The sequence below is a fragment of the Glycomyces sp. MUSA5-2 genome, assembly GCF_037034145.1.
Classification (GTDB): domain Bacteria; phylum Actinomycetota; class Actinomycetes; order Mycobacteriales; family Micromonosporaceae; genus Glycomyces; species Glycomyces artemisiae.
Window position 1 is genome coordinate 791302 of record NZ_JBAGKG010000001.1, and the last position, 17251, is coordinate 808552.

Genomic DNA, 17251 nt, shown 5'->3' on the forward strand with positions numbered 1-17251 from the left:
AGGGTGGCACGATCGGGGGATACAGCGCCGGGCCCGGCCGGTGCGCGGACCGGGGTTCAACGGTCGCGTGCTGTGAGTGCGGGACCACTACACTTGCGCCCATGTCCCTCGAACGGCCAAGCTTTGAACAGACTGCCGAAACTCAGTGCCGAATCAGTGGTGATCGCCTGTGACCGAATTGCGATGGCGCTACGGCGCCGCCACCGACGTGGGCAAAGTCCGCGACCTGAACGAGGACTCCCACCTCGCGTCGCGGCGTCTGCTCGCGGTGGCCGACGGCGTGGGCGGCGCCGCGGCCGGCGAGGTCGCCAGCGGGGTGACCATCGCCGAGGTGACCCGCCTGGCGCGCCGCTCCCCCGCCGACGCCCACGCGGAGCTGGGCGAGGTCGTCGAGGCCGCCCGCGACCGCATCCGCGCCGCCGTGGCCGAGAACCCCGAGTCCGAGGGCATGGCGACGACCCTGACGGGGCTGTGGCTCGGCGACGACGCCGTCGACATCGTCCACATCGGCGACTCCCGGGCCTACCAGGTGCGCGGCGAGGACTTCGTCCAGGTGACCGTGGACGACTCGTACGTGCAGCACCTGGTCGACGAGGGCGCCATCACCCCCGCCGAGGCCCAGGACCACCCCTACAAGTCCGTCGTCACCCGCGTGCTCCAGGCCAACCCCGCCCCGGCGCACTTCGAGACCCGGCCCGCGCAGATCGGCGACCGGTACATGCTCTGCTCCGACGGGCTCAGCGACGTCGTGGACGACGCCGTGATCGAGAACGTCCTGCGCGACTTCGCCGACCCCCAGGCGGCCGCCGAGGAGCTCGTTCGCCTCGCCCTCGAAGGCGGCGGCCCCGACAACGTCACCGTGGTCGTCGGCGACGTCTCCGAGCACCGCGCGCGCCGCCGCTGGCCGTGGGTCCTCGCCGCGGTCGCGGCGGTCCTGGTCGTGGCCGCGATCGCCCTGGGCCTGTACTTCTTCTAGGCCGCTGAGACTTCAGGGCCGCCCGGCAGCGCCGGGCGGCCCTCTTCCGTCTCCTAGTCGAAGGCGAGGCCCACGTTCGCGCCCTCGGCGCGGGCCGCGTAGTCGAAGAACCCGGCGTCGTCGGCGGTCACGTTGTTCAGATGCCCGTGCAGCTCGTAGCCGATGATCCCGACGAGGCGGTTCCAGGCGAGGATGAGCCGCGCGGTCTCCTCGACGGTGAAGGCGCCGTCCTCAAGGAGGGCGAGCATCGCGGGCTCGATCGCGGCCGGGTCGCACTCGGGCCCGGTGTAGGGCCGCAGTCCGTTGCCGCGCTTGGCGTCGGCGACGATGCGCGCCAGCGTGAGCGGCATCCGGGCGGCGATCTCGGTGGTGAGGTGCGGGGCGGCGTAGCCGGGGACCGGGGTGCCGAACAGCAGCGCGTACTCGTGCCGGTTGGCGAGGGCCCAGTTGCGCACGCCGTTCCACACGCCGATCCAGCGGTTCTCGGGGACGGCCTTGGGGCGGTCGGCGCTCTCGGCGGCCTCGCCGACCTCGTTGTAGGACTCGATGAGGAGGGCGGTCAGGAGCTCGTCGCGGCTCGCGAAGTACCGGTACACGGCCGAGGAGGCCATGCCCAGGTCGCGGGCGACCGAGCGCAGGGACAGCCCCGGTGCGCCGACCTCGCCGAGCTGGCGACGCGCGGTCGCGAGGATCTCCCTGGTGAGCTCGGCGCGGGCGCGTTCTCTGGCGGTTCTCGGCGCGTTCATGAGACCAGTGTACAGAAACGAGAGCACCGCTCTTGCATCCTCGGGAACGATGTGCAATCATTGCTCTCAACAGAGAGCACCGCTCACGGAAATGAGCGGTGAACCCCATAAGGAGCCCCGATGACCCGCACCGCCCCCGACCCCCGAGCCCGCATGGGCGCCTTCGCCTTCGCGCTCGCCGGGATCCTCTTCGTCCTCTACGAGGCCGTCGCGCCCCGCGAGGACCAGACCACCCTCGAAGGCGCCGCGTCCTGGGCCAGCGCCGGATGGTCCATCGCCCACGTCTCGGCCATCGTCGGCCTCATCCTCATCCCCCTCGGCTACGGCGCCCTCCGCGGTTTTCTTGAGGGAACGAAGCACGAGAAGACCGCGTTCCTCGCCGCCACCATCGGCTACATCGGCTCGGGCCTGACCATCTCGTACTACGGCGCGGAGGTCTACGGCCTCAAGGCGATCGGCGAGCGCGCGGTCGCCGACGGGGACGCCTCGCTGACCGAGGTCGGCGACGCGTTCCGCCTCGACCCGACCGCGATGACCGTGTTCGCGATCGGCCTGGCGCTCATCGCGATCGCAGGAGTGCTCGCCGCCGTCGCGGTGTGGCGCTCGGGCGTGCTGTCGAAGTGGTCCGGCGTGCCGTTCGCGGTCCTGATGGTCACGTACCTGCCGCAGTTCTTCATTCCGCAGGCGGGCCGGATCGCCTGGGGCGCACTGGTGACGGTCTCGGCGCTGTGGCTGGCGGCCGAGCTGTGGCGGGCCTCGTCGAAGGCCCCCGCGAAGGAACTGCAACCGGCGTAACGGAACACGGAGCGGCTCCGCTGCGATCGATCGCAGCGGGGCCGCTCCGTTTCGTCCTATGCGGAGAGCGCGATGCCGTCGAGGATGTCGTGCTCGGAGATGAGCACCTCCCCGATCCCGCTGCGCTCCATGATGGTCCGCAGCACCAGCGCGCCGCCGACGATGACGTCGGCGCGGCCCGGGTGCATGACGGGGATCGCCAGGCGCGCGGCGTGGTCGGCCGCGGCGAGGTCGGCGGTGACCTTCGCGACCTGCTCGTACGTCAGGCGGGTCCCGTCGATCGCGTCGGGGTCGTAGGCGGGCAGGGCCAGCGAGATCGCGGCGACGGTGGTCGCGGTCCCGGCGACGGCGACGAGCTCGGTGGCCTCGCGGCCCGGGTCGGCGACGGCCAGGGCGCGGTCGGCGATGCCGGTGATGTCGGCGGTCGCGGCGTCCATCTCGGCGGGGCCGGGCGGGTCGGAGCGCAGGTGGCGCTCGGTCATGCGGACGCAGCCGACGTCGACGGAGATCGCGGCGATCACGTCGCCTCCGGTGCCGCGCACGAACTCGGTGGAGCCGCCGCCGATGTCGATGAGGAGGCGCTGGCCGTCGTGGGCGGGGAGGGTGGCGACGGCGCCGGTGAAGGACAGGCGCGCTTCTTCGTCGCCGGTGATGACCTCGGGGGCCTGGCCGAGGACGGCCTCGACCATGGCGGTGAAGTCGGCGGCGTTGGCGGCGTCGCGGCTCGCGGAGGTGGCGACCATGCGGATCGCCTCGGCCCCGTGCTCGCGGATCTGCGCGGTGTAGTCGGCGAGGGCTGCGCGGGTGCGCTCGATGGCGGCGTCGGCGAGGCGGCCGGTGCGGTCGACGCCTTCGCCGAGGCGCACGACCTCCATGCGGCGCACGACGTCGTGGAGGCGGCCGTCATCGTCGATGTCGGCGATGAGGAGGCGGATGGAGTTGGTGCCGCAGTCGATCCCCGCGACGCGTCGGGCGGTCATTCGGCGGCCTCCTGCCTCGTCGCGCAGCTGGAGGTGCGCCACCATTCGGGGAGCATGTCGATGGCCTCGTCGCCCATGGGGCTGACGCCGGGTCCGGCGGCGAGGGCGTGGCCGACGAGGGCGTGGAGGCATTTGACGCGGTCGGGCAGGCCCCCGGCGGAGACCCCGGCGATCTCGGGGACGTCGCCGAGGCGGGCGCGGCGGGCGAGGTAGTCCTCGTGGGCGCGGCGGTGGTGCTCGGCGAGCTCGGGGTCGGCGTTCAGGCGGTCGTTCATGTCCTTCATGACGCCGCCGCCTTCGAGGCGGCCGATCGCGGAGGCGGCCTTGGGGCAGGTCAGGTAGTACGTGGTGGGGAACGGGGTGCCGTCGGGCAGGCGCGGCTCGGTCTCGACGACGGCGGGCTGCCCGCAGGGGCAGCGCCAGGCGACGGCGTGCGCGCCGCGGATGGGGCGCCCGAGCTGCGCGGAGACGGCGGCCGCGTCCGCGTCGGTCACCGGCTGCGGCTCCTGCGGCCACGCTTCGGGCTTCACAGGGCCACCTGCTCCACTGCCTTCACGGTCATTCCCCCGGTTCCTCGGTCTCGTCCGGATCAAGCTGATCGGCGTCTTCAAAGGTATCGGTGAGCGATTCGTACCAGGGCTTGTCGGCCCCGGATTCGTCGTCCTCGCCACCGGTGTGCTTCGGGTCGTCCTCGTCGATGACGATGACGAGGTCCTCGCCGGGCGGCACGAGCAGGAGGCTGGAGCGGATCTGGGCCTCGACGTACTCGGGGTCGTCCCATTTGAGGCGCTCGGCTTCGAGGTCGTCGATGCGGTCCTGCTGCGCGGACTGCTCGGCTTCGAGGCGGTTGATCTCGATGCGCTGCTCGACGTACGTGCGCAGGGGGTAGGCGTACGCGAGGGCGAGCGCGGAGAGGACGAGGGCGAGGACGGCGGCGCGGCGGGAGACCTTCCGGGCGGGCCGGTACCGGACCCGCTTGACCTCGGCGCGGCCCGCGGTGCCGGGGGCGGGGCGCCGGGCGGCGCGGGTGCGGCCGGGACCGGTGGATCGTCCTCCGGGGCGGCTGGGTCGACGGCTCGCGTTCACGGGCCCAGCCTAGTCGATGCGGCACGGCGGAGGCCCCCGCGCCGAAGCACGGGGGCCTTCACTTCAGGTTCCCTTCAGGCGGCTTCAGGTCCGCTTCAGGTTCCCCTGGATACGTTCTACTTGCCGAACTTCGGGAAGGCCGAGGCGCCGGCGTAGCGGGCGGCGTCGCCGAGGTCTTCCTCGATGCGCAGCAGCTGGTTGTACTTGGCGACGCGGTCGGACCGGGCCGGGGCGCCGGTCTTGATCTGGCCGCAGGTCATGGCCACGGCCAGGTCGGCGATGGTGGTGTCCTCGGTCTCGCCGGACCGGTGGCTCATCATGCAGCCGAAGCCCGCGCGGTGGGCCATCTCGACGGCGTCGGTGGTCTCGGTGAGCGAGCCGATCTGGTTCACCTTGACCAGCAGGCCGTTGGCGGCCTTCTCGTCGATACCGCGGCGGATGCGCTCGGGGTTCGTCACGAACAGGTCGTCGCCGACGATCTGGAGGCGCGAGCCGACGGCGGCGGTGAGCGCGGACCAGCCGGCCCAGTCGTCCTCGGAGAGGGGGTCCTCGATGGACACGAACGGGTAGGCGGCGATGAGCTCCTCGTAGTAGGCGCTCATCTCGTCGCCGGTCTTCTTCTGGCCCTCGAAGAGGTAGGCGCCGTCGGTGAAGAACTCGGTGGCGGCGACGTCCATCGCGAAGGCGATGTCGGTGCCGAGCTTGTACCCGGCCTTCTCGACGGCCACGGCGATGAGGTCGAGCGCGGCGCGGTTCGACTCCAGGTTCGGCGCGAAGCCGCCCTCGTCGCCGAGGCCGGTGGACAGGCCGCGGTCCTTGAGGACCGACTTGAGCGCGTGGTACGTCTCGGCGCCCCAGCGCAGGGCCTCCTTGAACGTCGGCGCGCCGATCGGGGCGATCATGAACTCCTGGACGTCGACGTTGGAGTCCGCGTGGGAGCCGCCGTTGAGGATGTTCATCATCGGCACGGGCAGGAGGTGCGCGTTCGGGCCGCCCACGTAGCGGTACAGCGGCAGCTCCGCGGAGTCGGCGGCGGCCTTGGCGGCGGCGAGGGACGCGCCGAGGATGGCGTTCGCGCCGAGGTTCGACTTGTCCGGGGTGCCGTCGGCGTCGAGGAGCGCCTGGTCGACGAGGCGCTGCTCGGAGGCCTCGATGCCGATGAGGGCGTCGCGGATCGGGCCGTTGACGTTGTCCACGGCCTTCTCGACGCCCTTGCCGAGGTAGCGGGACTTGTCGCCGTCGCGCAGCTCGATGGCCTCGAAGGCGCCGGTGGAGGCGCCCGAGGGCACGGCCGCCCGCTGGAGCGTGTCGTCGTCGAGCAGGATCTCCACTTCGACCGTGGGGTTCCCGCGGGAGTCGAGGATCTCCCTGGCCCGGATGTCTTCAATTGCAGCCACTGTCACTCCTGAGATAGCCGAATCATGACTGTCGGCCCGATTACGGGGCCGTGTCCGAAGGATTTCGGCCGACCCGACACTGCGCCGGCCACAGCACCCCAGCCTACGCCCCGGCCCCGGCGGCAGTGCCTCCGAGCCGCGAAAACGCGATGGCGGCGACGGGTCCTCCTCGTGTTACATGGAGGCTGGTTAGGGCGCTATAAGGTGGAGTCCTATCTCAGATCAGACACCTGTGCTAGGCGTGCCCCCCGGATGCCGACGGCCGAGTCGCGGCTCGCGAGCGCCGCCGAGAGCGGCCCCGGCGCCTCCATCGCCGAGCACAACGGAAGTGGAGCCCCATGATCGTGCAGAACCCCCTCCGGCGCTGCGCCGCCTTCGGCGCGGCGGCGCTGCTGGCGCTCGCCGCCGGCTGCTCCGGAGGCGCAGGCGGCGAGGAGACGGCCTCGGAGGACCAGGCCGCCCTCACCGAGCTGAGCGAGCGCCTCGTCGACGGCGAAGGCCACGCCTACACCGCCGAGTACCTCCTCGAAGGCTCGGACGACGCGCTGCTCGTGGCCGTCGACCCCGAGGCGGGCACCGCCGCGGTCGTCGTCGGCGACCGCCCGTCCCTGTGGGCCGGCGAGGACGACGCCGACCTCGCCGTCTGGCTCGGCCAGGAGCTCGACGGCCTCCTCCCCACCGACGACGACGTCGCGTCCTGGCTCGCCGCGGCCGCGGCCGACGCCGCCGCCAGCGCCGAGTTCACCGACACCACCCTCGCCGGCGAGCTCGCCGACTGCGTCGACGTCCAGGGCGCCGCCGAAGCGCCCGTCGGCTCCTTCGAGGTCTGCGTGACCACCGTCGGCGTCATCGCCAGCATCACCGCCAAGGTCGGCGACGACGCCTTCGGCGCCAAGCTCGTCAACTACCACGACGGCGTCGACGCCGCCTGGCTCGACGGCATCACCGGACAGGCCAGCACGAGCAACCAGTGAGAATCGCGCCGCGCCCACCGGCGCGGCGCGTTACAGTCGCCCGGCGGGCCGGGGCCGGCGCAACGGGGGTTCACCTGAAAAGGTGTCGGCGCCACGCCCCGGCCCGCCACGCTTCAGGTAGGCCACATCACAAGCCATATCCCGCTTGCACACCCCCCTCCCCGACCATGTACAGTTGTCTCCGTTGCCGCGGCCAGCCCGCGAACGACAAGGCAAGCTCCCGTCGTCCAGGGGCCTAGGACGCCGCCCTCTCAAGGCGGAAACGGCGGTTCGAATCCGCTCGGGAGTACATATAGATACACAGCTCAGGGGCCAACTCCGGTTGGCCCCTGAGCTTGTCATTTCCCCCTGAGGTGGCACGGGGGTAGCCAGGCCCATCCGCCATCTCCCGTCGGCACTGGCCCAAGGCCAGTAGTCCGTGGTCTCCTGGCGATCAGTGCGGGAGAGGGTCCGGCTCGTGCCGGTCAGGCTGGTACGGCAAGTACCAGACCCGCCTCCTGATGAGGAATGTGTGGATGTTCGCCAGGACCCAGGAGAACATCAGCCAGAATTCGAAGGCCAGCGTTCCCGTGGCTTCCGGACCGCCAGCCGCGTACATCCACACCGACAGACCCAGGTAGGCGGCCGCGTACGCGATCATTTCGAGGCTTCTGCGTCGGACGGCGGCGATCGTGAATGTGATCGGCGTTCCGAAGCCCAGGGTCAGAGCCGGGCTCAGGCACCAAGCGATCGAACCGATAATCCGGCCCGGACTGGGCTTGTACCAGCGCGGATGGTCAGGTCTGGGCGGAGGCGGCGCGAAGTTGCCAGTCGTCGCCGCAAACGCCGTGGCGGACACGCCCTGCTGCGGCGAGGGAACCGCAGACTTCGACTCAGCTGGTGAAGGCGGGGCGAAGTTGCCAGTCGTCGCCGCGAACGCCGCGGGGGACACGCCCTGCTGCGGGGAGGAAACCGCGGGCTTCGACTCAGTTGGTGAAGGCGGGTCGAAGTAGGACGGGGGCGGAGGGACCTGTTGTGCGGGTGCGGGGTTCAGGACTTCTTCGCGCGCCGATGTCAGCCGGAGGAAGGCGACGGCGATGCCGCCGACGGCGGCGAACGACACGAGGTACTGCGCAGTGCTCAGCCCCTGCGACTCGTCGCTGGCCGCCGACGCGGCGGTGCTCAACGAAAGCAGCAGGATGCACCATGCGATGAATCCGATGCCCCAGTTCCTCCACCTCGGGTTGTTCGTGGCGCTGTATGCGTGGAGGAAAGGAATCCAAGCGAAGGTGCTCGCGGTGAACAACGCGACCGCGAAGTACCAGCGGAACGGCTGGGGCTCCTTGGAAGCTCGGATCGCATCAGCGAGCGAGGCCGGAGGCGAGGGTTGCACCGGAGGCGGCATCCGACCATACGGCGCCGACGAATACGGGCCGGCAGTGTACGGAGCCGTTTGCTCGGGAGGGCGGTGGACATGCGGCATCGTCTGCGGGGGCCGGGGGTCCGAGAGGCCCTTGTCCAATTGGATCGCGACCGAGGTGACCGGCTTGGCAACGCGAGTCTCCAGGTCGAAGGTGAAGAGCGCGATGTTGTGCTCGTCGGCCCATAGTCTCGCCTCCCTGGAGTAGCCTGCGAGGCTGTAGAACAGCCGGAACTTGTTGGCCGGGGCCGCGCCGTGGAATCGCTGCACGTCGGGACGCGAGACCTTGCTCTGCAAGTGCTTCACCTGGGCCGCCGCGGCGGCCGACTCGATGTCGATGCCGCCGTCGGCACCACCGCTGTTCATCTTGGCGTCCTTGAATCCCAAGTGGCGCATATGGTCGAGGGCGAACTCCTCGGCGAGTTCCCAGTCCGTGCTGTGCTGCATCGAGGTAGACGGCTTTCTGGCGCGGCGGAACGCACCGATCGAGAGGAGTGGCGAGCGGACTTCAGAAGATGGGCGGCCGCTCGGCGGAAAGATCCAGGGTAGACAGAATCGCTGACACTTCACGGCCGCCGAAACCTGCAGAACGGGTTCTGTCTAGAAGTCGACAGTCACTCCGCGCTTGTCTCCGGGCATCCGGGTCGCCATCGGGGCCGATGACTCCAGGATCGAGGACGCGCGGTTCATCCCCATGCCGCCGGGAGTCGAAAGCGCTAGAATCGATGCTTGACACGCCACCAGCCTCATACGCTATGTCTCGCAACAGGAATAGAATGCACATAGAGACCGGAGACCGGAGACCGGAGACCGGAGACCGGAGACCGGAGACCGGAGACCGGAGACCGGGATGGCCGGTTGACGGGGCGAGTTCTGCGTTTGAGCGTCGAGTCGTGTTCGCGGGTGGGAGCCTGCAGGCGCTGAACCGGCTGTATTACGACGTCGAGCCGCTCTTTGCGGGCGATCGGCGGCTGCTCATCCGATACGCGCTGTTCCACACTGAGCGTCAGGCGAGCGGGCGCCGGTTCAGCCGGCAGAGGGACATCGACTGGCTCGACTGGGATACGGTCACCGCCGACCCGCCCGATCTGCTCGTCTCCTCTGGTGCGACGAACACCCTGTACGAGGCCGGCTGCGATATCGCCCTCGTGCCGCACGGCGCGGGCCACAACCGTTTCACCCCCTACTTCGAAGGCGTCGCGGGTCTCGCCCGCGGCCAGCTCCAGAGTGACGACGGACGCCTTCCCGCCTTCCTGGCTCTCCCCGGGCCGGCCTCCGCCGAGCGGCTCCGCATCGACTGCCCCGAGGCGCTCCCGTTCGCAGAGATCACCGGCGACCTGTGCTTCGAGCGCCTCCGGCTCAGCACCCGCATGCGCCGCGAATACCGCCGCGCCCTAGGGCTCGATCCGGACCGGCGCCTCGTGCTGGTGGCATCGACCTGGCTCGGCCATTCGCTCTTCGCGCACCATCCGTCCCTGCCGGAGCGCCTGCTCGCCGCCCTTCCGATGGACGACTACGCGGTCGCGTTCGTCCCCCACCCGAACATCCTCGCCGTCCACGGCGGCATGGAGAGCCTGTTCCGCCGCCAACTGGAGAACGGGCTGATCATGGTCGACCCCGGCGAGGGTTGGCGAGCCGCGCTGCTCGCGGCCGACTGCATCGTCGGCGACCACGGCTCCATCGGCTTCTACGGTGCGGCGCTGGGCATTCCGACCGCTGTGGCGGCCTTCGGGTTCGAGGAGATGCCGCCTGAGTCGCCGCTGGCGGCCTTCGGCACACTGGCGCCCGCGTTCCACGCGGCCGGCGACCTGTTCGGCCAGATCGAGCGCCTGTGCGACGCGGACCCGATTCGGGACGAGTGCTTCTCCCAGGCGCTGGCCGAACCCGATCCGGGTCCGTCCCACCGACTCCGCACCGGGCTGTACCGCACGCTCTCCCTGGACGAGCCCGCCGGACCGGACCCTCGGATGTTCCCTCCGCCGACTCCGGTGCCCCACTGGCGCCCGACATCGGCTTGGCGCGCGGAAGTGGAGATCGACGGCGGCGCCGCAGTGTGCCGCCGCTTCCCCTCGGACGACGGCCGCCGCGGCCCGGGCCATCTGGTCGCCGACGTCCGCTGCCTCGATGTCGGCGCCCGCGACCGCGCCGACGCCATCGTCCGGCACCACGACGCGCTCTCGGACAGCGAGGCGCAGCAGGAAGGCCTGATGCTCCTCGACGAGCACCCGCTCGCTCAGGTGGCGAGTGTGCGCACGGGCCCGGACGCGCTGGCCTGGGCCTGCGCCGACGGGCGCAGGTTCCGCACGGTCTGCGACCCCGAGCTGGCCGATGCGGCGGTCTCGGTCTGGTTCGCGGCGGGAAGGCCCGACTCAGGCGAGTGGCGCGTGAACGGCGGGACCGTCAGCGTTCGTCGGATCCGTTGAGCCCCAGCCGCTGCCGGACCCGTGCGGCGTCGAGGACCGCGCCGTGCGCGTCGAACAGCCGCAGCGCCCGCTCCAACCGGTCCCGATCAGGGTTCCCGTCCTCGCCGGTCGCCTCCGCGACCCGCTCGTGCGTCTCGGCGACGGTCTGCCAGTAGCCGCCCTGCTCGAACGGCTTCAGCAGGTCTTCGATCTCCGGGACGACACCGGTGTCGCCTCGGCGGAGGCGGAGCATGGCGATGTCGAGCAGTGCGCCGTTGCGGTTGCGCCAATCGGTTCCCGGATCGAACTGCTCGGCCGCTTGCGTCCAGGTCGCGACGGCGTCCTCGAATCTTCCTTCGGCCTGGTACGTCTCGGCGATCACCCGGAGGCGGATGCCGACCGCTCGTGATTCGCCTGCCTCCGCCATGTACTCGCAGGAGCGGAGCAGCACGTCGCGGGCCTCGTCGAATCGCCCTTGACCCTGGCGCAGGCGTCCGAACGCTTCGGTGACGATGCCTTTGAGCCGGGTCCGGTCGACGGCCTCGGCACGCTCGGCCGCGGGCGGGGCCGACTCCAGTGCTTCCATCGCGTTGTCGAGGACCTGCTCGGCCTCGTCGAACCCGCCGATCCTGATGAGGCACATGGCGAGCAACGAGGACAGGTGGGCCTCGGCATGCGGGCCGTCCGCGACGGCGCGGGCTGCGCGGTAGGCCTCGGCGGCGTCCTCATAGCGGGAGGCGTTGGCGTAGTACGCCCACAGTGCTTCGGCGAGAGCCCAGGTCAGATCGGTGTGCAACCGCTGCTTCGCGGTGACGAGCAGCGAGCGGTGGAGGACGGGATAGAGCGTGCGGAACCACTCGATGGCGGTTGCTTCGCTCGTGAACGGCTTCGCCGCGATGTGGCGGGGCAGGGGCGGGGCGAAACGCATGCGGGCCTTCATGATCGCGTGGTCGGCGAGCTGGGCTCGCCGGATGTGCCAGATGAGGGCGTCGCGGACCGAGCCGTGCACGTCGGAGCGGACGGCGCCGATGCGGGCGTGGCGTCCCCCGGCGCCGGTGATCTGGTATTCGAGCCGGTACCAGCCGGGCCGGTGGGACTTGACGAGGCCGAGGGCTTCGAGTTCGGCGAACGGGTCGAGGGTGCCCTTCGTCCAGTCGACGGAGCCTTCGAAGATCTGCGTCAGGTCGCCCTCGAACTCCCGGTTCGGCAGCGATTCGAGCATGCGGTGCAGCCACTTCGCGCTCTCGCTGAGGCTGTCGTAGATTCCGGTGAAGAGACTGGAGCCGCCCAGGGCCTCACGGACTTCGAACAGGCCCGTCAGGGAGCGGTGCCGGACGAGCTTCGCCAGCGCTGACAGGTCGGCCGGTTTCGACCCGAGCTCGGCGACCAGTCGTTCCGGCGCGCCTTCCACGAGATTGGGGCAGGCGCGGCGCAGGAACTCGGCGGCATGCCCTGGTTCGAGCGGCCCGACCTCGTGCCGGGCGAATGAGGCGTCCTGGAGGGGCTGTCCGACCACGAGGTATCCGCTCGCGGGGGACGCGGGACGGAACCGGGAGGCCTGACCCTCGCTCACGACGCCGTCTACGACGACGAGGAGCGCCAGCCCCCTGGTCACCGATTGGTACATGCCCAGGCGGCGGTTGAGGCCCTTCGGGATCTGACTGGAGTCGACGTTGAGGCTCAGGAGCATGTCGTAGAGGACCTCTGCCGGGTCGTCGGTGTCCGTGCCGAGGTCGACATAGAGCTGGCCGTCCGGGTAGCGGTCGCGGAGGTGGTCGATGACCTGCGCGGCGAGTGCGGTCTTGCCGATCCCGCCCTCGCCGTGGATCGCCACCGGACGCCGGGCGGCGATGTCGGCGGCGATCCGTTCGACCTCGCGTTCGCGGCCGATCCAAGCGCCGTCCACCGGAGGTCCTTCCCGAGGCGGGATCCGGTTCGGTCCGTAGTGCACATGGATCGTCTGGCCTTGAATGAGACGTTCGACGCCGCCGTCGAACGTGTTGTGGAAGGCCGACTCCTCGGACATTTGGACTCCCGGCGAGGTAAGGGTGCTCCGGACATGCTCCCACAGAACACGCATGAGGGCCGTTCCAGTCGCGATACCGGACTGCCGTCGGCACGGAGGTCGTGGCCGCCGATGGGGACGCGGAGCCTGGCGGGCGCGTTGTTTGGGTCCGGTAGGCCGGGGGAACTATCCCGGCGTGTTGCTGAGGGGTGTCGGTGCAGCGTGCGGGCTCGCGGCCTGTGCATGGGCGGTCGCCGGGTGCGGGGCCGGGCAGCGGGGCGAGGAGGCCGGGGCGGCCGCTGAGGCGTTCGTGGCTGCGCTTGCGGAGGGCGACGGGGCGGCGGCGTGCGGGCTGCTCTCCCCGGAGGCCGTCGAGCAGGTGGTCTCGCAGGAGGGGAAGGACTGCGAGGCCGCGGTGCTCGCACTGGGCCTGCCTGCCGAGGCGTCCGGCACGGCGGAGGTGTGGGGCGACCGGGCCCAGGTGAAGACCGGGGACGATGTGCTGTTCCTCGCGGAGCTGGACGGCGGGTGGAAGGTCGTCGCCGCGGGCTGCGCGCCGCAAGGGGAGCGGCCGTACGAGTGCGAGGTGGAGGGCTGATGAAGCGCGTGATGTTCACCGTGTACCTGGCGTTCACCGCGGTCGGGCTCGCGTACATGATCGCCGTCGGCCTGCTGCGGCTCTGAGGAGGGGACGATGCGGAAAGCGTTGCGCGACAACGGGTTGAGCATCGGCTTCGGGCTGCTGTTCCTGGCTGCGCTGGTGGGCCAGGCGTTCGCCGGGCAGGCGGACTTCAACGACCGGCAGCTCGCCGAGGCGGGCCGGCAGGTCACGCTCGTGGAGTACGTGACGTCGAGCGACTTCGCCGTGGACGTGGCCGAGAACTGGCAGTCGGAGTACCTCCAGTTCTTCCTGTACGTGTTCGCGACCGTGTGGCTGGTGCAGCGCGGATCCCCCGAGTCGAAGCTCGTGGGCAAGACCGGGACCGAGTCCGACGAGGAGCAGAAGCTCGGCGAGTACGCGACCGAGGACTCCCCCGCGTGGGCGCGCGCCGGGGGCTGGCGGACCGCGGTGTTCTCCAGGTCGCTCGGGGCGGTCATGGGCGCGCTGTTCGTCCTGTCGTGGCTCGCGCAGTCGATCGCCGGTCGCTCGGCGTACAACGCCGAGCGGCTCGCGCAGCTCCAGGACCCGCTGAGCTGGCTCGGGTACGTCGGCAGCGCCGACTTCTGGAACCGGACGCTCCAGAACTGGCAGTCGGAGTTCCTCGCGATCGGCTCGATCGTGGTGGTCAGCATCTACCTGCGCCAGCGCGGCTCCCCCGAGTCGAAGCCCGTGGGCGACCCGCACGACACGACGCAGGACTCGGGCTGAGCCCGCGGCGCGGGCGTCAGCCCGGCATGGTCTCGCCGCCGAGCGGGGCGAGGACTTCGCCGGTGTAGAACGAGGAGAGCCGGTTCGACGCGAAGAACACGTAGGACGGCGCGATCTCGTCGGGTTCGGCGGCGCGGCCCATCGGGGTGCGCTCGCCGAAGCCCTCCACGTGGTCCTCCGAGAGCGTGGAGGGGATGAGCGGCGTCCACACCGGGCCGGGCGCGACGCAGTTGACGCGGATCTTCCGGTCGGCGAGCGCCTGGGCCATCGAGTAGGTCCAGGCGAGGATCGCGCCCTTGGTCGCGGAGTAGTCGATGAGGGTCTTGTTGCCGCGCAGGCCGTTCACCGACGCGGTGTTGATGATCGAGTCGCCGTCGCCGAGGTGGGCGAGGGCGGCGGTGGTGACGCGGAAGTAGGAGTGCATGTTCACGTCGAACGTGTGCGTCCACTGCTCGTCGGTGATCTCCTCGGGCCGGTCCACCGGGGTCTGGGTGGCGATGTTGTTGACGAGGAGGTCGAGTCCGGAGAGGGCCTCGACGGTGCCGTCGACGGCCCGCTGGCACTGCTCGGGCGAGGCGAGGTCGCCGGGCAGGAGCGCGCAGACGCGGCCTTCGGCCTCGACGAGCTGCGCGGTGCGGGTGGCGTCGTCGTGCTCCTCCAGGTAGGCGATGGCGACGTCGGCGCCCTCCTTCGCGAACGCGACGGCGACGGCGCGCCCGATCCCGGAGTCGCCGCCGGTGATGAGCGCCTTGCGTCCCTTGAGGAGTCCGCTGCCGGTGTAGCCCTCCATCGCGTCGCGCGGCTGCGGCCGCATCGCGTCGGTGCGTCCGGGCGGTTCCTGCTGCTGCGCCGGCTTCCCCATGGCGGCGTCCCCCTTCGGTCGCGGCCCCCGGCCGGGGCCTGTGAGGGGAGGGGTACCCGTGGTGGGAGTGGTTAACCACCTGGAATCGGACGGCGAGGGAGGGCCCGGCCGTGCGGCCGGGCCCTCCCTGCTCTTGCTTCCGCTACTGCGCGTTGGCGATCGCGGCGGCGACCTGCTTGACCTCGTCGATGCCCTGGCGGCCGAAGGGGTCGCGGACCTCGACGGCGAGGCCGGGGGCGAGGAGGCGGGCGACCTCGTGCTCGCTCAGGAGGCCGTCGTCGCCGAAGGGCTCGGGCTTCCAGTCGTCGCCGCGCTCGTGGTACTCGACGAGGAAGGCGCGCAGGGCGTCCATGTCGGCGAGGCCCTCGCCGCGCATGGCCTGCACCTGGAGGTCGACGCGCCAAGCACCGGAGTCGAGCCGCGTCTCCCAGACGCGCTGGACGAACGCGACGCCGCCCCACTCGAACTCGAAGTCGGAGGCGGAGCCGAGCCGGTCGGGCAGGTACCCGACCGCGAGGCCGCCGATGTGCGTTTCCTGGCTGCTCACAGTCATGTCTCCATTGTAGGTATTTGCGTGTGGAGTGTGCTATTGCCTCAAAATCCGGCTTGTCCGTGAATCAACTGTTGCGTAAGTTCAGCATGTCTTGTGGGTAAAAGATGGGATTCACCCCTTGCGTCGCTTCGTCATCCCATGATTCGATGAATCCCGGTCCCCCAGTACTCCCCCACTTCCCCCGCAGGAGCCTCAATGAAGACACTCAAGCGCGCGGCCGCGCTCGTCTCGGCCGCGGCCCTCGCCGTGCTCACGGTCCTCGTCCTCGACACCGCCCCGGCGCAGGCGGTGCGGCCGCCGGGCATCCCGTCCCTGTCCACCGCGCAGTCGGAGCTGAACGCGCTGACCGTGGCCTCGGAGTCCCACGGCGACTCGTACGACCGGGACCTGTTCCCGCACTGGTCGAGCGTGGGCGACGGCTGCACCGCGCGCCAGTACGTCCTCAAGCGGGACGGCAGCAACGTCGAGACCGGCTCGGACTGCCAGCCCGACTCGGGCTCCTGGCAGTCGGACTTCGACAACCAGTGGACCTCGACGGTCTCGAACGCGACGGTCGACCACGTCGTGGCCCTCTCCGAGGCGTGGGCGTCGGGTGCCTGGGCGTGGACCACGGCCGAGCGCGAGGACTTCGCGAACGACATCAGCTCGCCGCAGCTGTGGATCGCGACGACCTCGGCGAACTCCTCGAAGAGCGACTACGACCCGGCCGAGTGGATGCCCTCGAACTCCTCGGTCCGCTGCGACTACGTCAAGGCGTGGACGCACGTGAAGTACCTGTACGACCTCACGATCGACTCGGCGGAGAAGTCGGCGATCCAGTCGCACTTCGACACGTACTGCTGAAGCACGGCCTGTTCAGACCTGAGTCGGCGGCGCCCTCGGATTCCGGGGGCGCCGCCGCCGTTCACAGGAAGTTCGCGGTGGTGATGAGGGCCGTGATCGCGGCGAACGAGAGCGCGACGATGGCGACGATGAGGCCGGTGAGGGCCACGCCCTTGCCGGAGATGCCGCCGTTCGCGCCTCGGATCTGCTTGCGCGCGTGGAGGGCCAGGAACAGCGCGCCGATCCCGAACAGGGCCGAGCTCATGAAGAACGTGACGCCCGCCCAGGGGGTCACGATCGCGAAGAGCATGCCCGGGAGCGCACCGAGGACGGCGCCGATGCCGGCGACCAGGGAGCCGATCGCCGGGCCGGACGGGATGGGCCGCAGGCGCGGCTGCACGATCTGGAAGCCGTCGATGACCACCGGCGCCGGGACGGGCGGCCAGTAGTACGCGGCGGGCTGGAACTGCGGGACCTGCTGGTACGGCTGCGGGTAGCCGTGGACCGGCGGGCCCGGATGGGCGGGCTGCATCTGGGGATGGTTCACGGGAGCCGGGGGCGGCTGGAGATGAGGATGGTACGGATCCTGCGCGGTCACGTCCCCAGACTAACCGCCGCGGAGCGTCCTCGCGACCTCGGCGAAGTACTCGTCGACCTCCGCGGTGTCGTAGCCGCGCAGGGTGAGCTGGAAGCCCATGTTCGTGAGCGAGTCGGGGTGGGGCGGGGCACCGGCGTCCGTCGCGGTTCTGATGCGGGCGACGGCGCGGTCGACTTGGGCGCGGTCGTATCCGCGGAAACGGACAGAGAAGAAGGGGTTCTCCATGCGTCACAGTCTGCCAGGTCAGCGCCACGCTTTGGGATCGGGCCACCGGGGGATGAATTTGT

The 17251-nt window shown here is 70.6% G+C and carries 18 protein-coding genes and 1 tRNA gene; 8 read left to right on the forward strand and 11 right to left on the reverse strand.

Translation table 11 applies throughout. The annotated features are described in order from the left end of the window. The first annotated feature begins 169 nt into the window (after positions 1 to 169). A complete protein-coding gene (locus WA640_RS03760) occupies positions 170 to 976 on the forward strand; it encodes a PP2C family protein-serine/threonine phosphatase (protein WP_106361800.1) in 807 nt (268 codons plus the stop codon). Between the two features lie 53 nt (positions 977 to 1029). On the opposite strand, the gene WA640_RS03765 is transcribed toward WA640_RS03760, so the two are convergent. Continuing rightward, the gene (locus tag WA640_RS03765) at positions 1030 to 1722 is read right to left on the reverse strand and encodes a TetR/AcrR family transcriptional regulator (RefSeq protein ID WP_335986142.1); all 693 of its coding nucleotides are present in this window, start codon (positions 1720 to 1722) and stop codon (positions 1030 to 1032) included. A 120-nt stretch (positions 1723 to 1842) separates the two neighbouring features. Between WA640_RS03765 and WA640_RS03770 the strand changes: the two genes are divergently transcribed. After that, entirely contained in the window at positions 1843 to 2517 is a 675-nt protein-coding gene (locus WA640_RS03770) for a hypothetical protein (RefSeq protein ID WP_335986143.1), read from the forward strand. Positions 2518 to 2573: 56 nt separating this feature from the next. On the opposite strand, the gene WA640_RS03775 is transcribed toward WA640_RS03770, so the two are convergent. The 4 genes from WA640_RS03775 to eno form a co-directional block, all read right to left on the reverse strand. Further along, positions 2574 to 3497: a Ppx/GppA phosphatase family protein gene (locus tag WA640_RS03775; RefSeq protein ID WP_335986144.1), complete on the reverse strand. Its 924-nt coding sequence runs from the start codon at positions 3495 to 3497 to the stop codon at positions 2574 to 2576. Continuing rightward, positions 3494 to 4027: a DUF501 domain-containing protein gene (locus tag WA640_RS03780; RefSeq protein WP_335986145.1), complete on the reverse strand. Its 534-nt coding sequence runs from the start codon at positions 4025 to 4027 to the stop codon at positions 3494 to 3496. The genes WA640_RS03775 and WA640_RS03780 overlap by 4 nt, the downstream gene beginning before the upstream one ends. A gap of 28 nt (positions 4028 to 4055) precedes the next feature. Then, positions 4056 to 4583, reverse strand: a complete 528-nt coding sequence (locus WA640_RS03785) for an FtsB family cell division protein (protein WP_106361795.1) — start codon at positions 4581 to 4583, stop codon at positions 4056 to 4058. A gap of 116 nt (positions 4584 to 4699) precedes the next feature. Then, a complete protein-coding gene (gene eno / locus WA640_RS03790) occupies positions 4700 to 5980 on the reverse strand; it encodes a phosphopyruvate hydratase (RefSeq protein ID WP_106361794.1) in 1281 nt (426 codons plus the stop codon). Positions 5981 to 6318: 338 nt separating this feature from the next. On the opposite strand from eno, the gene WA640_RS03795 reads away from it, so the two are divergent. Together WA640_RS03795 and WA640_RS03800 are read left to right on the forward strand one after the other, a co-directional pair. Then, the gene (locus tag WA640_RS03795; RefSeq protein ID WP_106361793.1) at positions 6319 to 6954 is read left to right on the forward strand and encodes a hypothetical protein; all 636 of its coding nucleotides are present in this window, start codon (positions 6319 to 6321) and stop codon (positions 6952 to 6954) included. Positions 6955 to 7170: 216 nt separating this feature from the next. Next, positions 7171 to 7243, forward strand: a tRNA-Glu gene (locus tag WA640_RS03800). 144 nt (positions 7244 to 7387) lie between these two features. On the opposite strand, the gene WA640_RS03805 is transcribed toward WA640_RS03800, so the two are convergent. Then, a complete protein-coding gene (locus WA640_RS03805) occupies positions 7388 to 8800 on the reverse strand; it encodes a restriction endonuclease (RefSeq protein ID WP_335986147.1) in 1413 nt (470 codons plus the stop codon). 446 nt (positions 8801 to 9246) lie between these two features. Here WA640_RS03805 and WA640_RS03810 point away from each other — a divergent pair, with 446 nt between their 5' ends. After that, positions 9247 to 10776 carry a hypothetical protein gene (locus tag WA640_RS03810; RefSeq protein ID WP_335986148.1) on the forward strand — a complete coding sequence of 510 codons (1530 nt, stop codon included), beginning with the start codon at positions 9247 to 9249 and terminating at the stop codon, positions 10774 to 10776. On the opposite strand, the gene WA640_RS03815 is transcribed toward WA640_RS03810, so the two are convergent. Continuing rightward, positions 10754 to 12661, reverse strand: coding sequence for a tetratricopeptide repeat protein (locus WA640_RS03815; protein ID WP_335986149.1), 1908 nt, complete (start codon positions 12659 to 12661; stop codon positions 10754 to 10756). The two genes, WA640_RS03810 and WA640_RS03815, sit on opposite strands and share 23 nt — an antisense overlap. 295 nt (positions 12662 to 12956) lie before the next feature. On the opposite strand from WA640_RS03815, the gene WA640_RS03820 reads away from it, so the two are divergent. Then, entirely contained in the window at positions 12957 to 13358 is a 402-nt protein-coding gene (locus WA640_RS03820; protein ID WP_335986150.1) for a hypothetical protein, read from the forward strand. Between the two features lie 96 nt (positions 13359 to 13454). Continuing rightward, positions 13455 to 14129: a DUF6766 family protein gene (locus tag WA640_RS03825; protein WP_335986151.1), complete on the forward strand. Its 675-nt coding sequence runs from the start codon at positions 13455 to 13457 to the stop codon at positions 14127 to 14129. Between the two features lie 16 nt (positions 14130 to 14145). Here WA640_RS03825 and WA640_RS03830 read toward each other — a convergent pair whose 3' ends face one another. Together WA640_RS03830 and WA640_RS03835 are read right to left on the reverse strand one after the other, a co-directional pair. Next, complete coding sequence (locus WA640_RS03830) at positions 14146 to 14991, reverse strand: SDR family oxidoreductase (RefSeq protein WP_335986152.1); 846 nt, start codon at positions 14989 to 14991, stop codon at positions 14146 to 14148. A gap of 142 nt (positions 14992 to 15133) precedes the next feature. Next, positions 15134 to 15544, reverse strand: coding sequence for a hypothetical protein (locus WA640_RS03835; protein ID WP_335986153.1), 411 nt, complete (start codon positions 15542 to 15544; stop codon positions 15134 to 15136). 195 nt (positions 15545 to 15739) lie between these two features. Here WA640_RS03835 and WA640_RS03840 point away from each other — a divergent pair, with 195 nt between their 5' ends. Continuing rightward, positions 15740 to 16387, forward strand: a complete 648-nt coding sequence (locus WA640_RS03840) for an HNH endonuclease family protein (RefSeq protein WP_106366159.1) — start codon at positions 15740 to 15742, stop codon at positions 16385 to 16387. Between the two features lie 61 nt (positions 16388 to 16448). On the opposite strand, the gene WA640_RS03845 is transcribed toward WA640_RS03840, so the two are convergent. Then, positions 16449 to 16898: a hypothetical protein gene (locus tag WA640_RS03845; protein WP_335986154.1), complete on the reverse strand. Its 450-nt coding sequence runs from the start codon at positions 16896 to 16898 to the stop codon at positions 16449 to 16451. A 75-nt stretch (positions 16899 to 16973) separates the two neighbouring features. Further along, the gene (locus tag WA640_RS03850; protein ID WP_106366157.1) at positions 16974 to 17189 is read right to left on the reverse strand and encodes a DivIVA domain-containing protein; all 216 of its coding nucleotides are present in this window, start codon (positions 17187 to 17189) and stop codon (positions 16974 to 16976) included. Positions 17190 to 17251 lie beyond the last annotated feature (62 nt).

Coding starts and splice junctions, on each gene's coding strand:
- WA640_RS03795 (WP_106361793.1), top strand. CDS start 6,319: ATGATCGTGCAGAACCCCCTCCGGCGCTGCGCCGCCTTCGGCGCGGCG.
- WA640_RS03835 (WP_335986153.1), bottom strand. CDS start 15,544: ATGACTGTGAGCAGCCAGGAAACGCACATCGGCGGCCTCGCGGTCGGG.
- WA640_RS03845 (WP_335986154.1), bottom strand. CDS start 16,898: ATGCAGCCCGCCCATCCGGGCCCGCCGGTCCACGGCTACCCGCAGCCG.
- WA640_RS03770 (WP_335986143.1), top strand. CDS start 1,843: ATGACCCGCACCGCCCCCGACCCCCGAGCCCGCATGGGCGCCTTCGCC.
- WA640_RS03840 (WP_106366159.1), top strand. CDS start 15,740: ATGAAGACACTCAAGCGCGCGGCCGCGCTCGTCTCGGCCGCGGCCCTC.
- WA640_RS03825 (WP_335986151.1), top strand. CDS start 13,455: ATGCGGAAAGCGTTGCGCGACAACGGGTTGAGCATCGGCTTCGGGCTG.
- WA640_RS03830 (WP_335986152.1), bottom strand. CDS start 14,991: ATGGGGAAGCCGGCGCAGCAGCAGGAACCGCCCGGACGCACCGACGCG.
- WA640_RS03775 (WP_335986144.1), bottom strand. CDS start 3,497: ATGACCGCCCGACGCGTCGCGGGGATCGACTGCGGCACCAACTCCATC.
- WA640_RS03765 (WP_335986142.1), bottom strand. CDS start 1,722: ATGAACGCGCCGAGAACCGCCAGAGAACGCGCCCGCGCCGAGCTCACC.
- WA640_RS03805 (WP_335986147.1), bottom strand. CDS start 8,800: ATGCAGCACAGCACGGACTGGGAACTCGCCGAGGAGTTCGCCCTCGAC.
- WA640_RS03850 (WP_106366157.1), bottom strand. CDS start 17,189: ATGGAGAACCCCTTCTTCTCTGTCCGTTTCCGCGGATACGACCGCGCC.